The sequence below is a fragment of the Salinirussus salinus genome (genome assembly GCF_009831455.1).
Taxonomy (GTDB): Archaea; Halobacteriota; Halobacteria; order Halobacteriales; family Haloarculaceae; genus Salinirussus; species Salinirussus salinus.
This window is the reverse complement of sequence record NZ_WOWO01000002.1, coordinates 770191-784709: the sequence shown is the minus strand read 5'-3', so window position 1 is coordinate 784709 and position 14519 is coordinate 770191. Positions and strand designations below refer to the sequence as shown.

Sequence of the window (14519 nt, the reverse complement as noted above, 5' to 3'; positions counted from 1 at the left end):
CTTCAGCGTTTCCGCGTCAGCCCTCCTCCGCGATGGCCGCCGCCGACTGCTCGCGCACGACCGCCGGGTCGAGCGGCGCGTCCTCCCAGGCTGGGAGCCGGTCGTCCGCGGGCGGTGCCCGGACCCCCGCGACGTAGGTGTCGACCTGCTCGCGCTCGGCGGCCGGGTCGTAGTCCAGCCCGTTGAAGCCGGCGTCGGCGGCGTACTGGTCGACCAGCCGGTAGGCGTGCTCGCGGTAGCGCTCCCGGAGCGACTCGTAATCGGGCCCGACGCCGTTGTCCGCGAGGGCACGGAAGAGCGCGGCCCCGACCTCGGTGCACATGTCACCGAGCCCGTCTGGCCCGCCGACCGAGCGGTGGTCGTGCTCGTGGACGCCCAGGTCGACCTGCGCGGTTCCCTCGGGACCCGCGACGGCGAAGGCCTCGCCGAGCGTCCCGACCTCGAGTCCCCACCCGCGCTGGGCGCGCAACTGCTCGGCGACCTCGGCGGTGGCGGCGAACTCCCCGGCGAGCGCGTACCGGAAGGCGCCGAGGTACTCGACGACCGGGTCGTCGTGGGCCTCGGCGAGCGCCCGGACCAGCGGCTCGTAGAACAGCCGGCAGAGCCGGCCGTAGATGCGGTCGTTCTCGACGCGGGCGTAGTACCCCTTCGCGAAGGCGAAGCCGTTCGCCACGGGGTGTAACAGCCGGGGGACGTGTGCCCGGCTGTAGGTCGTCGCGTCGGCGTCGTGGACGACGACGTACTCGGCGTCCCCGGCGAGGGCTGCGCCGACCCCCAGCCAGACGTCCCGGCCCTTGCCTGCCGCACCCGCGAGGTCTGCCTCGGCGAGCGCCGACTCCACGGCCGGCGCCGTACACCACACCACCTCCGCGGGCACGTCGAAGCTCTCGACCCACGCGACCACGTCACCCACCTCGTCGGGGCCGGCACGCAGGGGGACGATTACCCGCCCGAGGTCCAGTTCCTCGAGCGTCCGGAGGACCCGCTCGGCCGCGAGGGCGGCGTGGTCGCGCTCGGTCATCGGGACGACGACCGCCGCCCGCTCGGTCGGGGCCGGGGGGTACGCGTCCCCGAAGTCGTGGAGCGTCGTGACTGCCTCCTGGACGTACTCCATTGCGCCGTTGTCGGGTCTCAGCGTCCAAAAACCCGCGGTTCGATGCCTCGTCTCTCCGACGCTCGCGGGCGCGCTGGCTTTTTGGTCGCGGGCGGGCTACCGACAGGTATGGAATCTGTCAGGCGAGGGCTCCGTTCCGGGGACATCGAGAAGGACACCTACGAGCGGCTGACCTGCGCCGACTGCGGCGAGGAGCTGGCCACCGAGGCCATGCCCGAGGACGTCGGGAAGCGGCGGGTCTGCCCGGGCTGTGGCACCGAGTGGCGCGAGATGCCCTGATCACTCGAAGACGGCGTCGAAGGCACCGGCACCCAGCGGCTCGTACGTGCCGGCGCCGACGTTCTCCGCGACGTGCTCCGGCGAGCCCGTGCCCACGAGCGCGCTCGTCACGCCGGGCGCGCTGCGTGCGAAGTTGATCGCCTGCTGTGCGCGGGTCTCGCCCTCGAGTTTCGCCGCCACGCTCTCGGGCATCTCGCTGGCGAGCCGCCCCTGCATGAGCGAGGCGCTCGTGAAGACGTCCAGGCCGGCGTCGCTGGCGAACCAGAGCGCGCTCTTCGCGCCGTCGGGGGTGTCGTGGGCGACGACGGTGAAGGCGTCGGCCATGTAGATATTGAAGGGGAGCTGTATCGCGCGCAGGCTCGTGGCGGTCGACCCGACGGTCTCCGCGGCGGCCCGCGCACGCTCGACGACCTCCGGGAGGGAGAGATACGTCTCGGACCCTCGTTCGACCCGGAACGCCTCCCAGGTCGCGACGCCGTAGTGGCGGATGTCGCCGGCCTGAACCCGCCGCTCGAGGACCTCGAAGGCGGCCTCGAGCTTGTCGTAGACCTCCTCCCGGGAGTGTTCCTGGAGCTGGGTTTCGGGGTTGTGGACGTAGTACAGGTCGAGGGTGTCGAGGCCGAGATTCGAGAGCGAGCGGTCCACCTGGTCGTCGACGAAGGTGGGGGAGAGACAGTGCCGCCCCCCCACGAGGTCCGCCGGGTCCACCAGGCCGGGGTCGACGTACTCCTCGCGGACGTACCGCCCCGGGTCGTCGGGCCGGGACCCGTCGAAGGGAAGAAAGCCGCCCTTCGTTGCGACCAGGACGGCCTCGCGGTCGATGTCGGCTGTCTCGATGGCCGCGCCGACCGCCCGCTCGCTGCGCTGGCACCGGTAGTTGACCGCCGTGTCGACGACGTTGACGCCGGACTCGAGGGCTTCGACGACCGCCTCGCGGTAGGCCTCGTCGGCGGCGTCGGTCGGCTCGCCGAGGTAGGTTCCCACGCCGACCGACGAGACCACACAATCCCCGAAGGCCCGGAAGTAGGTGCGCGCGAAGCCGTCGTGGCGGTCCCGGTAGTCCCAGGTCGCGTCTGCGGTCGCCATACCGACGGTGGGTGCTCCGGCCACTTCCACCTGCCGCTCCGGCGCGCTACAGCTCGCCGCTCATCGCCTCGAACAGCCGCTCGTGGAACTGTTCGCGGGTCAGCCCGTCGCCGGGACCGAGCCCGTTCATGTGCTCGATGGAGAGCTGGCCGCCGCCCATCCGGGCGTGGCCGCCGGCCCCGCCCATGGGGACGTCCTCGACGACCGCGCTCAGGGCCTTGCCCATGTGGACGCGGTCGTCGCGCGAGCGCCCGGAGAGGTGGATCTGGCCGTCCTTGTCGCCGAGGACGACAACGGCCGTGACCCCCTCCAGCCGGAGGAGTTCGTCGGCGGCCTGGGGGATCGCGTCCACGTTCGAGACGGTCCCGACGTCGCTGACGGCGAAGGCGTTGCGTACCTCCCGTTCGGTGATCGCCGTCGCCTTGACCTCGAGCACTTCGGCGTCGACCTCGGGGTTCGCGATCCGGTCCAGGTGGTCCTCGTCGACCCCCGGGTAGAGGTATCGCGCGGCGTCGAACTCCGCCGGCGAGCACCCCTTCGTGAGCTGGTTGGTGTCGGACTGGATCCCGTAGAGGAGTCCGGTCGCGACGGCCGGGGACAGTTCCCCCTCCTCGGCTTCGCCGTTCTCTTCGGGGTCCGCGGGCTCCCAGTCCGTCTCCCGGAAGTACTCGGCGAAGATACTCGCACAGGAGCCGTTGTCGGTCCGGACGTCGGTGAACTCCCGCCCCTCGCCGCCGCCGGGGTGGTGGTCGACGACCGCGACCGGGTCGACGCGCTCGGCGCCGGAGAACCCGCGGGGCTCGTTGTGGTCGACCAGTACTACCTCCCCGTCGTCGAGGTCGCTGGCGCTGTCGATGCGCTCGAAGCTGGCGTCCAGCACCGTCTCGAAGGCGCGGTTCTCCTGGTGGCGGATCTGGCCGGGATACTGCAGCGTCGCCTCGGTGTCTCCCGACTCGGCAAGGTGTTTGACCGCCAGCGCACACGACATCGCGTCCGGGTCGGGGTTGGGGTGCATCAGCACCGTCACTTCCTCGAACCCGCCGACGAGGTCCGCGAAGCGCTCGCCGGTCGGCCGGAGATACCGCCGGAGCGCGACCGCACCGACCGCCAGGAGAACCACGAGTACTACCGCCACTCCGGCGACGACCAGCGGCCGGTCGGCCGCCAGCGCCGAGGCGGCGTCGAACGCGCCCCACACGTCCGGAACGGCGACCATCACACCCATTGGCACTACAGATAGCACGGGGTCAAAAGAAAATTCCCCTTCCCGACCGAGTCGGTCGGTTTTGCCGCGAGCGCCCTACTCCGCCCCGCTCCAGGCCGAGATAGCCGCCCGGTACCCCTCCCGATAGGTCGGATACCGGAAGTCGTACCCCAGCCCGCGGAGCTTGTCGTTCGAGCATCGCTTGCTCGTGGTGAGCCGGCGCCGGACGGCCTCCGAGACACCCTCCTCCAGGCGCTCCTCGACGGTCCGCTTCGGCGGGGCGGGCGCGCCACACTGCCCGGCCAGCCAGTCCGCGAAGGCCCACTTCTCGACTGGCTCGTCGTCGACCACGACCACGACCTCCCCGCGGGCAGCGTCCGCCTCGATGAGGAACCGGACGGCGCCCGCCGCGTCGTCACGGTGGACCATGTTCAGGTACCCTTCGGTCACCGGCCCCTCGACGTACCGCTCCAGCCGGTAGCGGTCGGGCCCGTAGAGGCCGCCGAAGCGGGCGACGGTCCCGTCGACGCCGCGGTCGGCCGCCCCCTCGAGTGCGACCGTCTCGGCCTCGGCGAGCACCTCGGTCTTCTCGGTCACCGGTGACAGCGTGGTCTCCTCGTCCACCCAGCCGCCGCCGTGGTCGCCGTAGACGCCGGTGCTCGAGGTGTAGACGTACCGCTCTGGCGGGTCCGCGCGCCCGGCGAAGTGTTCGAGTGTCGTCCGCTGACCCTCGACGTACACCTCCCGGGCCGCCTCGGCGCCGCGACCACCCGAACTCGCCGCGAAGACGACGACGTCGGCGTCCGGGACCGCCTCGAGCGCGTCGGCGTCGGTGACGTCGGCCCGCACGGCGGTCGCGCCGGTCTCTTCGATAGCCCGGATGCCCGCGTCCGACCGGCGGACCCCGACCACGTCGGTGTCGAGCTGCCGACAGAGTTCGAGCCCGACGTAGCCACAGCCAAGCACCGCGACTCGCGTCATCGTTTCCGGCTCTCGATAGCGCTGTGAAGCAGCGCGTACTCGTCGAGCGTGACGGGGAACCGCCCCTCGACTTTCTGCTGGATCTCCTTGGGCTCGAGTTCGTCGTCGACCGCCGAGGCGAGTGCCTCCACGTCCAGCACCGCGGTCGTCATCCCCATCAGGAGGATGTCCCGGGCCTCCGCGGCGATGGTGTCGGCGTCCGGCCGGTCAGGGTCGGTCGCCAGCACCGCCGCCGCCTCCGACAGCGTCAGTTCCGGGTGCTCGCCGTCGACCAGCGCCCGGAGTAGCTCCGGGTCGAGCCCGGCCCGCTCCGCGACGGTTTCGACGCCGACCGCGCCGATGACCGTCGCCAGGTGGTCGTCGTACGCTGCCCGGAGCGTCTCCGGTGACTGTTCGCCCGCCGACGGGAACTCCCCTCTGAGCATACCCGGAATAGGCCGTCCGGGTACAAGTGGCTGTCACCTCCAGCCCGGGCGCGGCCAGCCGGCCGACGCCTCGGTCCGCTGGCCGTCGACGTCTGCGACCCCGCGCGGGCCGGCCGGTACCGCGACGGCGATGTCGGTCCCGGTGGCGAAGCGTATCCGACTCGCTCGCCCGAGTACCTCCCGCTCGCCGTCGGCATCGACGTCGAGACGTACCTCGTCGCCGTCCCGGACGTATCTGAACCCGCCCGGCGTGTCGGGTGCGCCCCGGGGAACCCGGACGACGAACTGCGCGTAGACCCCGCGGACGTCGACGTCCCAGAAGTTGGCCGTCGCGTACCAGAGCCCGGGAGCCGGCGCCAGCGGGACGCCCGTCGGGAGCTTCGCGAGGAACTCCCCGCCGAGCCGTCTGCCCGTCCCGGTCGAGAGTACCTCGTCCTCCAGCCGGTCGGCGACCCGCTCGCTCACCTCTTTCGAGAGGTCGTCTGCCTTCCGTCGCAGTTCCCCCTCGGCGACCGTCCTGACCGTGTCGGCGACCTCGCGTACCGCTGGCTTCCCGACTCCGGCACGGGGCGTTTCCAGCCCGTTCCTGACTGCAGCGTCGAGCCGGAGCCGGAGCACGTCGCGCTCGCGGCCGGTGAGCGACGGCCACTCGCGGACCGCCGCCCGGTGGACTGCAGCAGCCGCCGAGCCGTTGACGAACGCGCGGGCGGCCTCGTCGGGACGCTCCCACCCGGCGGTGGCGTTTGCGACCAGCGAGCGCCGCACGGACTCGGGCCCGAGCCCCTCCTGTTTCAGGGTGAAGGCCAGCTCTCCCCGGAGGTGTTCCACCGAGTCGGCGACCTGTCCGGACAGCTCCCGGTGTGTCTCGTTCGACCGGCCGGTGGCGACCAGGCTGGCGCCCGACACCCGCAGCGCCTGTGCGGCCCGACTCAGCGAGACACGGCCGGGGCTGCTGAACGCCTCCATGACCGCCCCGACGGCGTCCGCGTACGGAACCGACGCGACGTTCGTGTTCCGGACTGCGAGCGGGTGGCCGGAGTGTCCCTCCCCGAGGCTCGGAAGTATCTCGCCGTCGACGGCTGCGGTCGTCAGATAGGAGGGGCGGGCGTCGACGACCATCGGCAGCGACAGCCCGCCGGGGGGCGAGCGCCGCGTCCGGTCGCGGTAGGACGCGTGCAGGCTCCCCTCGCTCTCCGCGGCGAGTTCCTCCGAGACGGTGGTGGCCCTGTCGGCCCGGCGCTGTGCGCGGGCCTCGAGCAGCCGAGAGACTCGCTCGAGGTACGCCGCGCGCGCCGCGACCCGTGCCCGGTCCGCGACGCCGTCGTACGTGTCCGGGCGGTCGAGCAGTTCCGCCCGCCGCGTCCGGAGCCGCTCCCGGAGTTTCGCCGGCGGGTTCACCCCGAACGTCGCGACCCTCCCCTGGCTCGTCGTCACGGACACGTTCGCCACCCGGCGGCGCAGGTCCGCGAGGTCACCGTACACCCACGCGTCGAGGTCCGGGGGCTGCTCGCCGGCGACGGTCGTCTCCGTCTCCAGCGCCGCTGCCCGGCGCTCGAGGTGTCGGGGGTCGCCGGCTGCGACCCTCCGTGCGATCCCGTCCGCGCCGCCCTCGTCCGCCAGGAGCCGCTCGCGTGCGGTGTCCCGAACGCCCGCCAGGTTCGGTCCGTTCAGCGGCCCGCCGCGAGCGTGGACCGGGGTGACGTTCCCGGGGGGCGCGCTGTCGACGGCGTGGTTCCCCGTCAGGAACACCGTGATGTCGACCCGGACGACCCGACGGCGCTCGGTGGTGCGCCTCCCCGCCGGGGTCGACCAGACGTGTCGCTCGGTGACCCGTCTGACGACGCGCCGCGGGTGGTGCGCGAGGACGTGCCAGTCGCCGTCTGGCTCTGGCGGCTCGGTCGTTCGCTCCCGAACGCTCGTCCTCGCCTCGCGCTCGGAGCCGACCCGCGTCCAGTTGTCCTTCGGGTGGACGGCGGGTCCGGTTCGGCGGTCCGAGACCACCGTCGCGCGGACTCGACGCCGGACGTCCACCTCGTAGTGGCGCTCGAGCCGCTCGTCGAGCGGGACCTCCGCCTCGGAGCCGAACGCGGAGAGAAACGCCCGGTCGGCCGTCTCGTTCACCCCCACGGTGACGTTCTCCTCCGGCGAAGGCCCCTGCTCCCGTGCCCGGTCGCCGAGCCGTTTCTGGTCCGGGAGCGGTGACGGGTCGACGACGTAGCCGCGGGCGCGCTCGAGCGTCTTCAGTCCGGCGTGGCCCGACCCCTTCAGCGCGTCCGATATCGCGGTCCTGGCCGTCGCCTCCCGCAGCGCGCGTCTGCCGACCGGGTCGCTGGTCCCGAACACCGACCGCTGGATGTCCAGCACCGCACCGTTTGTCGCCAGCGCGACGTGTCTGTTGGCGATGACGTTCTCGACCGGTGTGCCCGCGTACTGGGCGTAGCCGCGCGTCCAGGCCAGCGGGTAGAGGCTGGCAGTCAGCCGGCGGCCGAGACCTGGGCCGGTCGGGCCGGCACCGAGCCGCCGCTCGAACAGGGCGACGCGGTCGTGGACTGCGAGCGTCGGGACGGCCACCCGGACGGTCGGGTTGACTTCCCTGTGGGCCACGGTCTGTCCGTTCCGTCGGACGGTCAGACTCACGTTCTCGACGGTGACGCGAAGTTCGGCCCCGTCGGGGCCGGCCCGCTCGACGGTGACCCGCTTGACCGCCCGGCGTAGCTCCGCGCGGGTCTCCGGAACGGGAAGCGAGGCCGCGAGCCGGAGCGTTCCGTCCCGACGCCCGAGGTCGCCGAGCCCCTGCCGAACGCGAGTGTAGATACGGAGCCGGAGCGCATCCCGGAATGTGGCCTCGCGCCCGAGCGCCCCGCCGGCCCGCGTGTCCGCCCGGCGGGTCACCGGATCGGCAGCCGCCTCCATCGCGGCGTCCCGGGCCCCCTCTCTCACTGCCGTCCGTGTCTCGGCGCCGAACTCCTCCATGGTCTCGGCGACTCGGGGCTCGGCCGGTACCGGGCTCGACAGCGACGCGGCGTACGTGGCGCTCCCGACCAGCAGCAGGACGCCGAGCAGTGCGAACGGGACCCTGGCGCGGTCGTTCATCCCTTCCACCGCCTGACGACGACCGTCGCGGTTCCCGTTTCCACGGCCGTGGCCGCGTCACGGGGCGAGTCGAACCGACCTCTGAGGTCAGCAGCGAACGCCGGGGCGAGCGCCCTCGCGGCGACGTCCCGGGCCGCCGTCACGTCTCCCGGTTCGGCGGGCGTGCGTGCGACACTACCTCGGGTCAGCACGTCGAAGCGGTGGGCCACGGCGCGCCGGTGTGGGCCGTTGCCGAGGGGGAGACCCGCCGTACTCCCGGGGAGCATCCCACGGGCAACGGCCCGGGATACCCCGCTGGCGACACTGCCGTACGTCCGCTCCGGGTCGACGGAGGGGACGGCCACCGGTACCCGGAGCCGGGCGACGCGGACGTCAGCCCGCGGCGGCGGGTCGGGCCCCACGGTGACCTGCCCGGCCACCGGCGCGCCGGGGTAGGGCGTCCACCGCGCCGACACCTGCGTGTTCGCTCCGAGCACCGCCGCAGTTTTCCCGCGGACCTCCGCGGCGAACGCGGGGCCGTCGGGAGCTACCTGTCGTCCGGAAAACGTCGCGTTCGCGACCGCGGCCCGGCCGAGCAGCCCGGCGTAGGTTCCGCGGGCGCGCCGGCGGATCGTCTCCCCCTTCCCGCCGACCTCGTACTCGACGGTCGCGGTGCTCGTCGCCAGCACCTCGGCGGTGTCGTCCGCGGGGACGTCGACCGGTTCGGTCGTGGGTCCGGTCACGACGAACACCGCCGCCGACACCAGAAGCAGGAACAGGAGGGTGTCGACGACGGTACTGACCGCGCGGGTCACCACACCACCACCCTGAGCCGGCCCGGACGGACCCGGCCGAGCGGTCCTCGCACGCTCACACGACGCGAGACGGTCGCGACGCTCCCGGCGTCCGCGGGCGGGGTCGGCCCGCGTTGCCAGGTCGCCGTCCCGCTCTCGACGCTGACGTTCGTCCGCCACTTGCCCTGCCACCGGCCTTGCCACTGGAGGGCGCGGTCGAGCCGACTGGGGTGCACCACCCCGATCTCGGCGGTCCGTCCGTAGACGCGGTCGAGGAGGCGTTCGGCCGCCGCCGCCCGCCCGTCCGTCGACGGGGAACCGGGCAACAGGCCGGCGTACAGACTCAGGGCCGAGCAGACGACTGCGACGGCGACGAGCGCAGCCAGGGGCTCCGTCCCGGCTCTACCCGACGAGCGTCGCATCGACCTCCCCCCAGGCGACGCGTCTGACCGTCAACCCCTCCGGCGCCGGCCGCCACTCCGACTCCCGGGCACGGGCCTCCCGGAGTGCGTCGGAGAACGACTCCCGCGTCCGGTAGACGCTCTCGGGCGGTGCCCCGCGAAGGACCTCGGCGAGGGGCCCGTCCCCGACCGGCGTGGCACGGCGCGCGAACGCCGCGTGTGCCTTCCCGCCGCCGGACCGGAGTGTCAGGCCGCGACTGTCGAGTCGCATCGCGTCCGCCGACACCGCGACCCGCTCGTGTTCGTCGTACGGGCTGGCCGCGACGCCGTCGACGGTCGCGGCGACAGCTTCCGCGTCCGGCGGCACCGCCGTCGGTAGCCCGGCGACGACACCCCCGACCGCCAGGCTCGCGGCGGCGAGGCCGAGCCACGTGTACCAGGTATCGGCTGCCGTGTCGAGCATGGGGGGTGTGGTCACGCCTTCGGTGATAAACGTCAGGCGAGGCCGCCGACGAACGCGTAACTCGCGAGGTAGACCGCGACGGCCACACACAGCGCGCGCCCGACCGCGTGACCTACGAGCGACGGGTCGAAGCCCCGCTCGAGCCCGACCGCGAGCGCGGGCAACAGCGCGGCGAGGAGTATGACGTAGACGCCGACGACACCGCCCAGCCACGGCATTCCCGACCCGCCGATGAAGCCGCCGCCGGTCATCCCTGCCGCGAGTGCGACGGTCGCGCCGGCCACGAGCGGCCCGAAGGTGGTGCCCGTGCTCCGGAGCGTGTTGCAGACGCTGTCGAGCTCCGCCCGGGCGTCCGCCTCGACGCGCTGGAGCTGGCCGACGTGCTCGGACAGCGAGAGGAGCGCTCGGCCGGCAGGCCGTCCCTCGCGGCCCGCGAGCGCGACCATCGAGAAGCTCGCCCGCAGCCGCTGGCTCGGGAGGTGTCCGAGCACGCCTCGCTGGCCGAGAAACGCCCCCTCGACCCCGACCTGGAGGCGCCGCTGGCGGCGTGCACCGTCGGCCAGCGTCTCTCCAACCGGGCCGCCGACGTCCTCGCTCGCGGCCTCGACCGCCCGCTCGATGCTCTCCCCGGCAGCCACCCGCCGGCCCAGCAGCGCGAGCGCGTCGGGGAGTTCCCGCTCGGCCGCCCGGATCCGCTCGTGCACGCCCCGCACGGGACGGAAATACAGCCAGAGGGGCCCTCCGACCCCCCAGCCCACGGCGACCAGCGGCGGGCCCCAGCCCGGCGCGACCCGCGCCGCGGTCAGCCAGCCGAGGACGGCCGCGCCCCCTCCGAACAGGAGGGCAGTCCGTCTGCTGATGGCGTTCTCTACCGCCGGGTGTGCGGGCGTCACCCGCGGCGGCGGGAACGCAACCGGGCGGTGGGCGAGAAGCCAGGCACCGGCCGCGACGACCACTAACGGGACGGCGAGGTCGTAGACGACGGCCACCGAGAGCGGCGTCACCGCCAGCCCGGCAGTCCGGGCAGCGGGGAGGAGCGCGACGAGGGCCGTCGGCAACAGCACGCCGAAGGCGTACAGCGCGGTCGCCGGGCCGGTGATACGTCTCGCGTACTCCTGTGTCCGGGTCCGGACGCCCTCCAGGACCGCATCCAGTGCACGGTCCAGGACGTCTCCGCGGCGGTCGGGTGGAACCGAGCCAGCGGCCTCGACGAGCGCGAGCGCACGGCCCAGCGACGGGAACCACTCCTCCCACTCGCCCGCGAACGACTCCAGTCCAGCGTCGCCGGTCGGCCCGGCGGCCCGAACGTGGCGTTCCAGACTCGCCGCGAGCCCGCTCTCGCCGGTCTCGGCGGCGAAGGCAGCGGCTCGCTCGGGCGCCGGTGTGACGTGCATCCGCAGGGCCGCACGCGCGACGAGGTCCGGGGCCGCACCCAGGTTCCGCGTCCGTCGGGCGGTCGCGAACAGCCGCGGGAGCCACCCTGCGGCGGCCGAGCCCGCCAGCCCGCAGGCCAGCGCGGCCAGCAGCCCCGCGGGACGCAACCCCGCGGGAAACAGGAGGGAAACCCCCGCAAGCGCGAGCGTGACCAGTCCGGAGAGGACGTACCCCGCCGCGAGCATCTCCGACGGCCGGGGGCCGACGCCGAGAAACCGGACAGCGCGCCGGAACTCAGGCCCCGGGTCTACCTCCAGGGGGTACAGCCCGGCCAGGCGACCAGTCAGTCCCACGGTCGGCTCCCGTCTGCCGTGTCGGCTCGCTTCGCGAACCGCGCGGTACGCTCCTCCAGGCGAGCTCTGACGTCCCCGTAGGTGTCTCCGGGGCGTGCGAGCGCGGCGACGACGCGGCTGTTTCCGCGCTCGATACGGCCGGTCGACGAGAGGCCGCCGTCGCCGACGGCGTACAGCGGTTCGAACCCCGGCCGATCGCCGCCGGTCACCTCCTCGATGTGGCTGACCCGCCGTCCGTCGGGAGCGGCCTCGAGTGTCACGACGAGGTCGGTCGTCCCGAAGGCCGCGGGCGCGACGCCGAGGTCCTCGACGACCCGCTCGTAGACGGCCGTGGCGCCGTCGCCGTGAACGGTGCCGAGGACCGCCTCGCTTGTCGCCCCGACGCGCATTGCCTCGTAGAGGACACTCGCCTCCTCGCCGCGGACCTCGCCGACGACGAGCGCCCCGTCGCCAAGCCGGAGCGCGGTCCGGAGCGCCTCCGGGGGCGGTATCTCGCCGCCATCCGCCCCCGTCCGGAGCGCCTGGACGTCCCGGCCGGCCGCCTGCAACGCCTCGACGGGCAGCTCAGGCGTGTCCTCGATGGTCACCGTCCGAACGTCCGCCGGGAGTTCCCACAGCAGCGCGGCGAGCATCGTGGTCTTCCCGGCCCCGCGGGCGCCCGCGAGAAGCAGCGACCGGCCCCGCTCGACGCACAGCGAGAGCACCGCCGCGGCTCCGGGAGGGACGGTCCCGTTGTCGACCAGGTCGTCCAGCCGCCAGGTCTCCGGGTCGTGTGCCCGGAACGCGAAGGCCAGCCCGTCGCTGGCCGGCGGCCGGAGTCCGGCGACGCGGACCTGCCGGTCGCCGACATCGATTGCGGCGTCGAGGGTCGGGGCGGCCCGCGAGAACGCCCGGCCACTCTCCCGACGGAACCGCGAGGCGAGGGCGTTGATGCCGCCGTCGGTGAGCCGGAGGTTCGTCCGCATGGCCCGCCCGTCCGCCACGACCCGGACCGGGTTCGCGGTCGCCGGCGCAGTCACGTAGACGTCACTCACCGCGGGGTCGGCGAACAGGTCCTCCAACAGCCCGTATCCGCGGGTGTGTTTCGCGAGGACGGCAGCGACCCGCTCGACGGCCTCGCCCCGAACGCCGTCGGCGACTGCCTCGACCGCCGCCCGCGGCGTCCGCTCGCTGCCCGTGGCGGCAAAGCGCTCCGCCGCCGCGGCGAGCGTGGCGGTCTCGCCGTCGTCGAGCCGCTGGCCGGCCGGCTGGAGGTGGTACTTCCAGGTACTTTCCCGGCGGTAGCAGCGGACGGTCCCGCCGGTCTCCAGGTCCCTCCGCTCCTCGAGGGGGGCGCCGGGGACCGACCGGTCGACCCGCCAGCGGCTGACGGCGAGTCCCTCGACGGGAGCGAGCGCAGTCGCCGTACCGCCGGCGGCCGCCGCGACCTCGGCGAGCCCGGCTTCCGCGGCGATGTCGGCGGTGGTGTCCGCCCGGCCCGTCGCCTCGCGGGCGGCTCCCAGCGGGTCGCGCCGAACGCGGTCGGCGAGCCGTTCGTCGTGGATCCGGACCCGCTCGAGGAACCGGCCAGCGGCGACGAGGAGTGCGCCCGCCTGTCCGGTGTACGCGCGCTCGACGCCGGCCGCTCGCGTCAGGACCGTATCGGCGTCCCGCCCGGCGAGAGCGGAGACCGCGGTCGCGCGGCAGTCGGGCTCACGCTCCAGCCGGCCCGCCCCGTCGCAGCCGTCGGCATCGACGACCAGCCGGTCGTCCTCGAACCGGGGTCGACACCCACAGCCGGACTCATCCGCGCCCGACAGCAACGCTCGGAGTCCCATGTGCCGCGGTGCTCCCGCGTTCGGTGATAAAACTCAGCCGCCGGACCTCGACCACCCCCTCCGGGCGGAGCAGAAGCACCACCTCCCTGCTGCCACCTTCCCGGAGCGTGAGCCCGCCGGGCGGACCGACGACGTCGCCGCCGAGGAGTCGCCGGTCGCGCTCGGCCCCACCCTCGACGCGCCACGTCACGCTGCCGCGTCCCCCTGGAGGCGGCACGGTCAGCCGAGCCAGGCCGGGGTGGGCCCACGTCCGCTCGGGCAGGGAGAGCGTCAGCGTCCGCCTGGCGGCCGGACCGCGCGCCGTGGCCGTCGACCCCGCACGGAGTGCCCGGGCCGCAGACTCCACCCGGTCGAGTTCACTCGCCACCCGCGCGTCGCTGTGGGTCCGCCCCGCCTCCTCGACGACGGGGAGGGAGACGCCGAGCAGCGCGGCGGTGAGCGCGACGGCGAGTACCGCCCGGATCACAGCAGCTTCCGGAGCCGGGCGATGGGCCCGTCCGCTCCGCTTCCCTCACCGGCCTGCCCACCGCCTTCCCGCGAGCCAGAGGGCCCGCTCCCGGCCCAGGACGCTCCCGGGCTCCTGGAAGCGCCGGGGTCCCACGACCCCCCGTCGAGCGCTGCGGCGTTCGGCCGGTCGCCGCCGGTCGGCTCCGGGGACTCTTCCTGCCGCGGACCGGGAGCCGCCGCTGCGGACTCACCACCTGTCCCCGGCTCGCCGTCGGTCGGCTGGCCGCACCGGCCACAGCGCTCGCGACGCCGTGAGCCCTCACCGACGTTCCGCGGGCTCCGTTCGGCCGGTTCGTCGCGGGTGTCGCCAGAGGTGTTCGACCCGCCGGCCAGGTCCTCGACCCGGGAGAGCGCCAGGTCGGCCCGTTCCTCGACCTCCCGGTTCACCGAGCGGACCTCGCCGACGTACCCGCGCAGCGCCTGCGTCGCTGCCTCGAGTTCGGCAACCCGGTCCTCCAGGTCCTCGGCTGCCGTCTCGAGGTCATCCAGCCGTTCGGCGGTGACGGCCGCGTCGGCGAGCGCGGCGGGGTCGCCCTCGCCGTCGGTGACCGCGCGTTCGAGCGTGGCGACCCGCTCTTCGAGTTGGTCGTCCATACGCCGGGTGGCCCCCCGATCCGGTTTAAGTACTGGGGCAAACGTTCATGAACCA

General features: G+C 73.8%; 14 protein-coding genes. 1 reads left to right on the top strand and 13 read right to left on the bottom strand.

Translation table 11 applies throughout. From position 1 onward, the window contains the following. Positions 1-16: 16 nt before the first annotated feature. The gene (locus tag GN153_RS07165; protein WP_159901206.1) at positions 17-1114 is read right to left on the bottom strand and encodes a glycosyl transferase family 2; all 1098 of its coding nucleotides are present in this window, start codon (positions 1112-1114) and stop codon (positions 17-19) included. Positions 1115-1222: 108 nt separating this feature from the next. Here GN153_RS07165 and GN153_RS17465 point away from each other — a divergent pair, with 108 nt between their 5' ends. Further along, positions 1223-1393, top strand: coding sequence for an HVO_0758 family zinc finger protein (locus tag GN153_RS17465; RefSeq protein WP_201287820.1), 171 nt, complete (start codon positions 1223-1225; stop codon positions 1391-1393). On the opposite strand, the gene GN153_RS07160 is transcribed toward GN153_RS17465, so the two are convergent. From GN153_RS07160 to GN153_RS07105, 12 genes are all read right to left on the bottom strand, one after another. Beyond that, positions 1394-2479 carry an aldo/keto reductase gene (locus tag GN153_RS07160; RefSeq protein WP_159901204.1) on the bottom strand — a complete coding sequence of 362 codons (1086 nt, stop codon included), beginning with the start codon at positions 2477-2479 and terminating at the stop codon, positions 1394-1396. A 46-nt stretch (positions 2480-2525) separates the two neighbouring features. Next, positions 2526-3704 carry a DHH family phosphoesterase gene (locus GN153_RS07155; protein ID WP_394350907.1) on the bottom strand — a complete coding sequence of 393 codons (1179 nt, stop codon included), beginning with the start codon at positions 3702-3704 and terminating at the stop codon, positions 2526-2528. Positions 3705-3779: 75 nt separating this feature from the next. Next, entirely contained in the window at positions 3780-4664 is an 885-nt protein-coding gene (locus GN153_RS07150) for an NAD-dependent epimerase/dehydratase family protein (protein WP_159901202.1), read from the bottom strand. Beyond that, positions 4661-5089 (bottom strand): DUF5791 family protein, encoded by a 429-nt coding sequence (locus tag GN153_RS07145; RefSeq protein ID WP_159901200.1) that lies wholly within the window; start codon positions 5087-5089, stop codon positions 4661-4663. The genes GN153_RS07150 and GN153_RS07145 overlap by 4 nt, the downstream gene beginning before the upstream one ends. Before the next feature lie 33 nt (positions 5090-5122). Then, positions 5123-8182, bottom strand: a complete 3060-nt coding sequence (locus GN153_RS07140; protein WP_159901198.1) for a DUF7286 family protein — start codon at positions 8180-8182, stop codon at positions 5123-5125. Further along, a complete protein-coding gene (locus GN153_RS07135; protein WP_159901196.1) occupies positions 8179-8976 on the bottom strand; it encodes a DUF7284 family protein in 798 nt (265 codons plus the stop codon). The genes GN153_RS07140 and GN153_RS07135 overlap by 4 nt, the downstream gene beginning before the upstream one ends. Continuing rightward, a complete protein-coding gene (locus GN153_RS07130; protein WP_159901195.1) occupies positions 8973-9377 on the bottom strand; it encodes a DUF7285 family protein in 405 nt (134 codons plus the stop codon). Before GN153_RS07130 ends, GN153_RS07135 begins: the two co-directional genes overlap by 4 nt. Continuing rightward, positions 9358-9819: a DUF7283 family protein gene (locus GN153_RS07125; protein WP_159901194.1), complete on the bottom strand. Its 462-nt coding sequence runs from the start codon at positions 9817-9819 to the stop codon at positions 9358-9360. The genes GN153_RS07130 and GN153_RS07125 overlap by 20 nt, the downstream gene beginning before the upstream one ends. A gap of 32 nt (positions 9820-9851) precedes the next feature. Then, positions 9852-11546: a type II secretion system F family protein gene (locus tag GN153_RS07120; protein WP_159901193.1), complete on the bottom strand. Its 1695-nt coding sequence runs from the start codon at positions 11544-11546 to the stop codon at positions 9852-9854. Beyond that, positions 11537-13363, bottom strand: coding sequence for a type II/IV secretion system ATPase subunit (locus tag GN153_RS07115; RefSeq protein ID WP_159901192.1), 1827 nt, complete (start codon positions 13361-13363; stop codon positions 11537-11539). The genes GN153_RS07120 and GN153_RS07115 overlap by 10 nt, the downstream gene beginning before the upstream one ends. Beyond that, positions 13329-13829 carry a DUF7311 family protein gene (locus tag GN153_RS07110; protein WP_159901191.1) on the bottom strand — a complete coding sequence of 167 codons (501 nt, stop codon included), beginning with the start codon at positions 13827-13829 and terminating at the stop codon, positions 13329-13331. The genes GN153_RS07115 and GN153_RS07110 overlap by 35 nt, the downstream gene beginning before the upstream one ends. Further along, positions 13826-14464 carry a DUF7310 family coiled-coil domain-containing protein gene (locus GN153_RS07105; RefSeq protein WP_201287819.1) on the bottom strand — a complete coding sequence of 213 codons (639 nt, stop codon included), beginning with the start codon at positions 14462-14464 and terminating at the stop codon, positions 13826-13828. The genes GN153_RS07110 and GN153_RS07105 overlap by 4 nt, the downstream gene beginning before the upstream one ends. Between the last annotated feature and the right edge of the window lie 55 nt (positions 14465-14519).

Excerpts from the sequence above, each read along its gene's own strand:
- GN153_RS07130 (WP_159901195.1), bottom strand. The coding sequence starts at position 9,377 with ATGCGACGCTCGTCGGGTAGAGCCGGGACGGAGCCCCTGGCTGCGCTC.
- GN153_RS17465 (WP_201287820.1), top strand. The coding sequence starts at position 1,223 with ATGGAATCTGTCAGGCGAGGGCTCCGTTCCGGGGACATCGAGAAGGAC.
- GN153_RS07105 (WP_201287819.1), bottom strand. The coding sequence starts at position 14,464 with ATGGACGACCAACTCGAAGAGCGGGTCGCCACGCTCGAACGCGCGGTC.
- GN153_RS07115 (WP_159901192.1), bottom strand. The coding sequence starts at position 13,363 with ATGGGACTCCGAGCGTTGCTGTCGGGCGCGGATGAGTCCGGCTGTGGG.
- GN153_RS07125 (WP_159901194.1), bottom strand. The coding sequence starts at position 9,819 with ATGCTCGACACGGCAGCCGATACCTGGTACACGTGGCTCGGCCTCGCC.
- GN153_RS07155 (WP_394350907.1), bottom strand. The coding sequence starts at position 3,704 with ATGGGTGTGATGGTCGCCGTTCCGGACGTGTGGGGCGCGTTCGACGCC.
- GN153_RS07140 (WP_159901198.1), bottom strand. The coding sequence starts at position 8,182 with ATGAACGACCGCGCCAGGGTCCCGTTCGCACTGCTCGGCGTCCTGCTG.
- GN153_RS07160 (WP_159901204.1), bottom strand. The coding sequence starts at position 2,479 with ATGGCGACCGCAGACGCGACCTGGGACTACCGGGACCGCCACGACGGC.
- GN153_RS07165 (WP_159901206.1), bottom strand. The coding sequence starts at position 1,114 with ATGGAGTACGTCCAGGAGGCAGTCACGACGCTCCACGACTTCGGGGAC.
- GN153_RS07150 (WP_159901202.1), bottom strand. The coding sequence starts at position 4,664 with ATGACGCGAGTCGCGGTGCTTGGCTGTGGCTACGTCGGGCTCGAACTC.
- GN153_RS07145 (WP_159901200.1), bottom strand. The coding sequence starts at position 5,089 with ATGCTCAGAGGGGAGTTCCCGTCGGCGGGCGAACAGTCACCGGAGACG.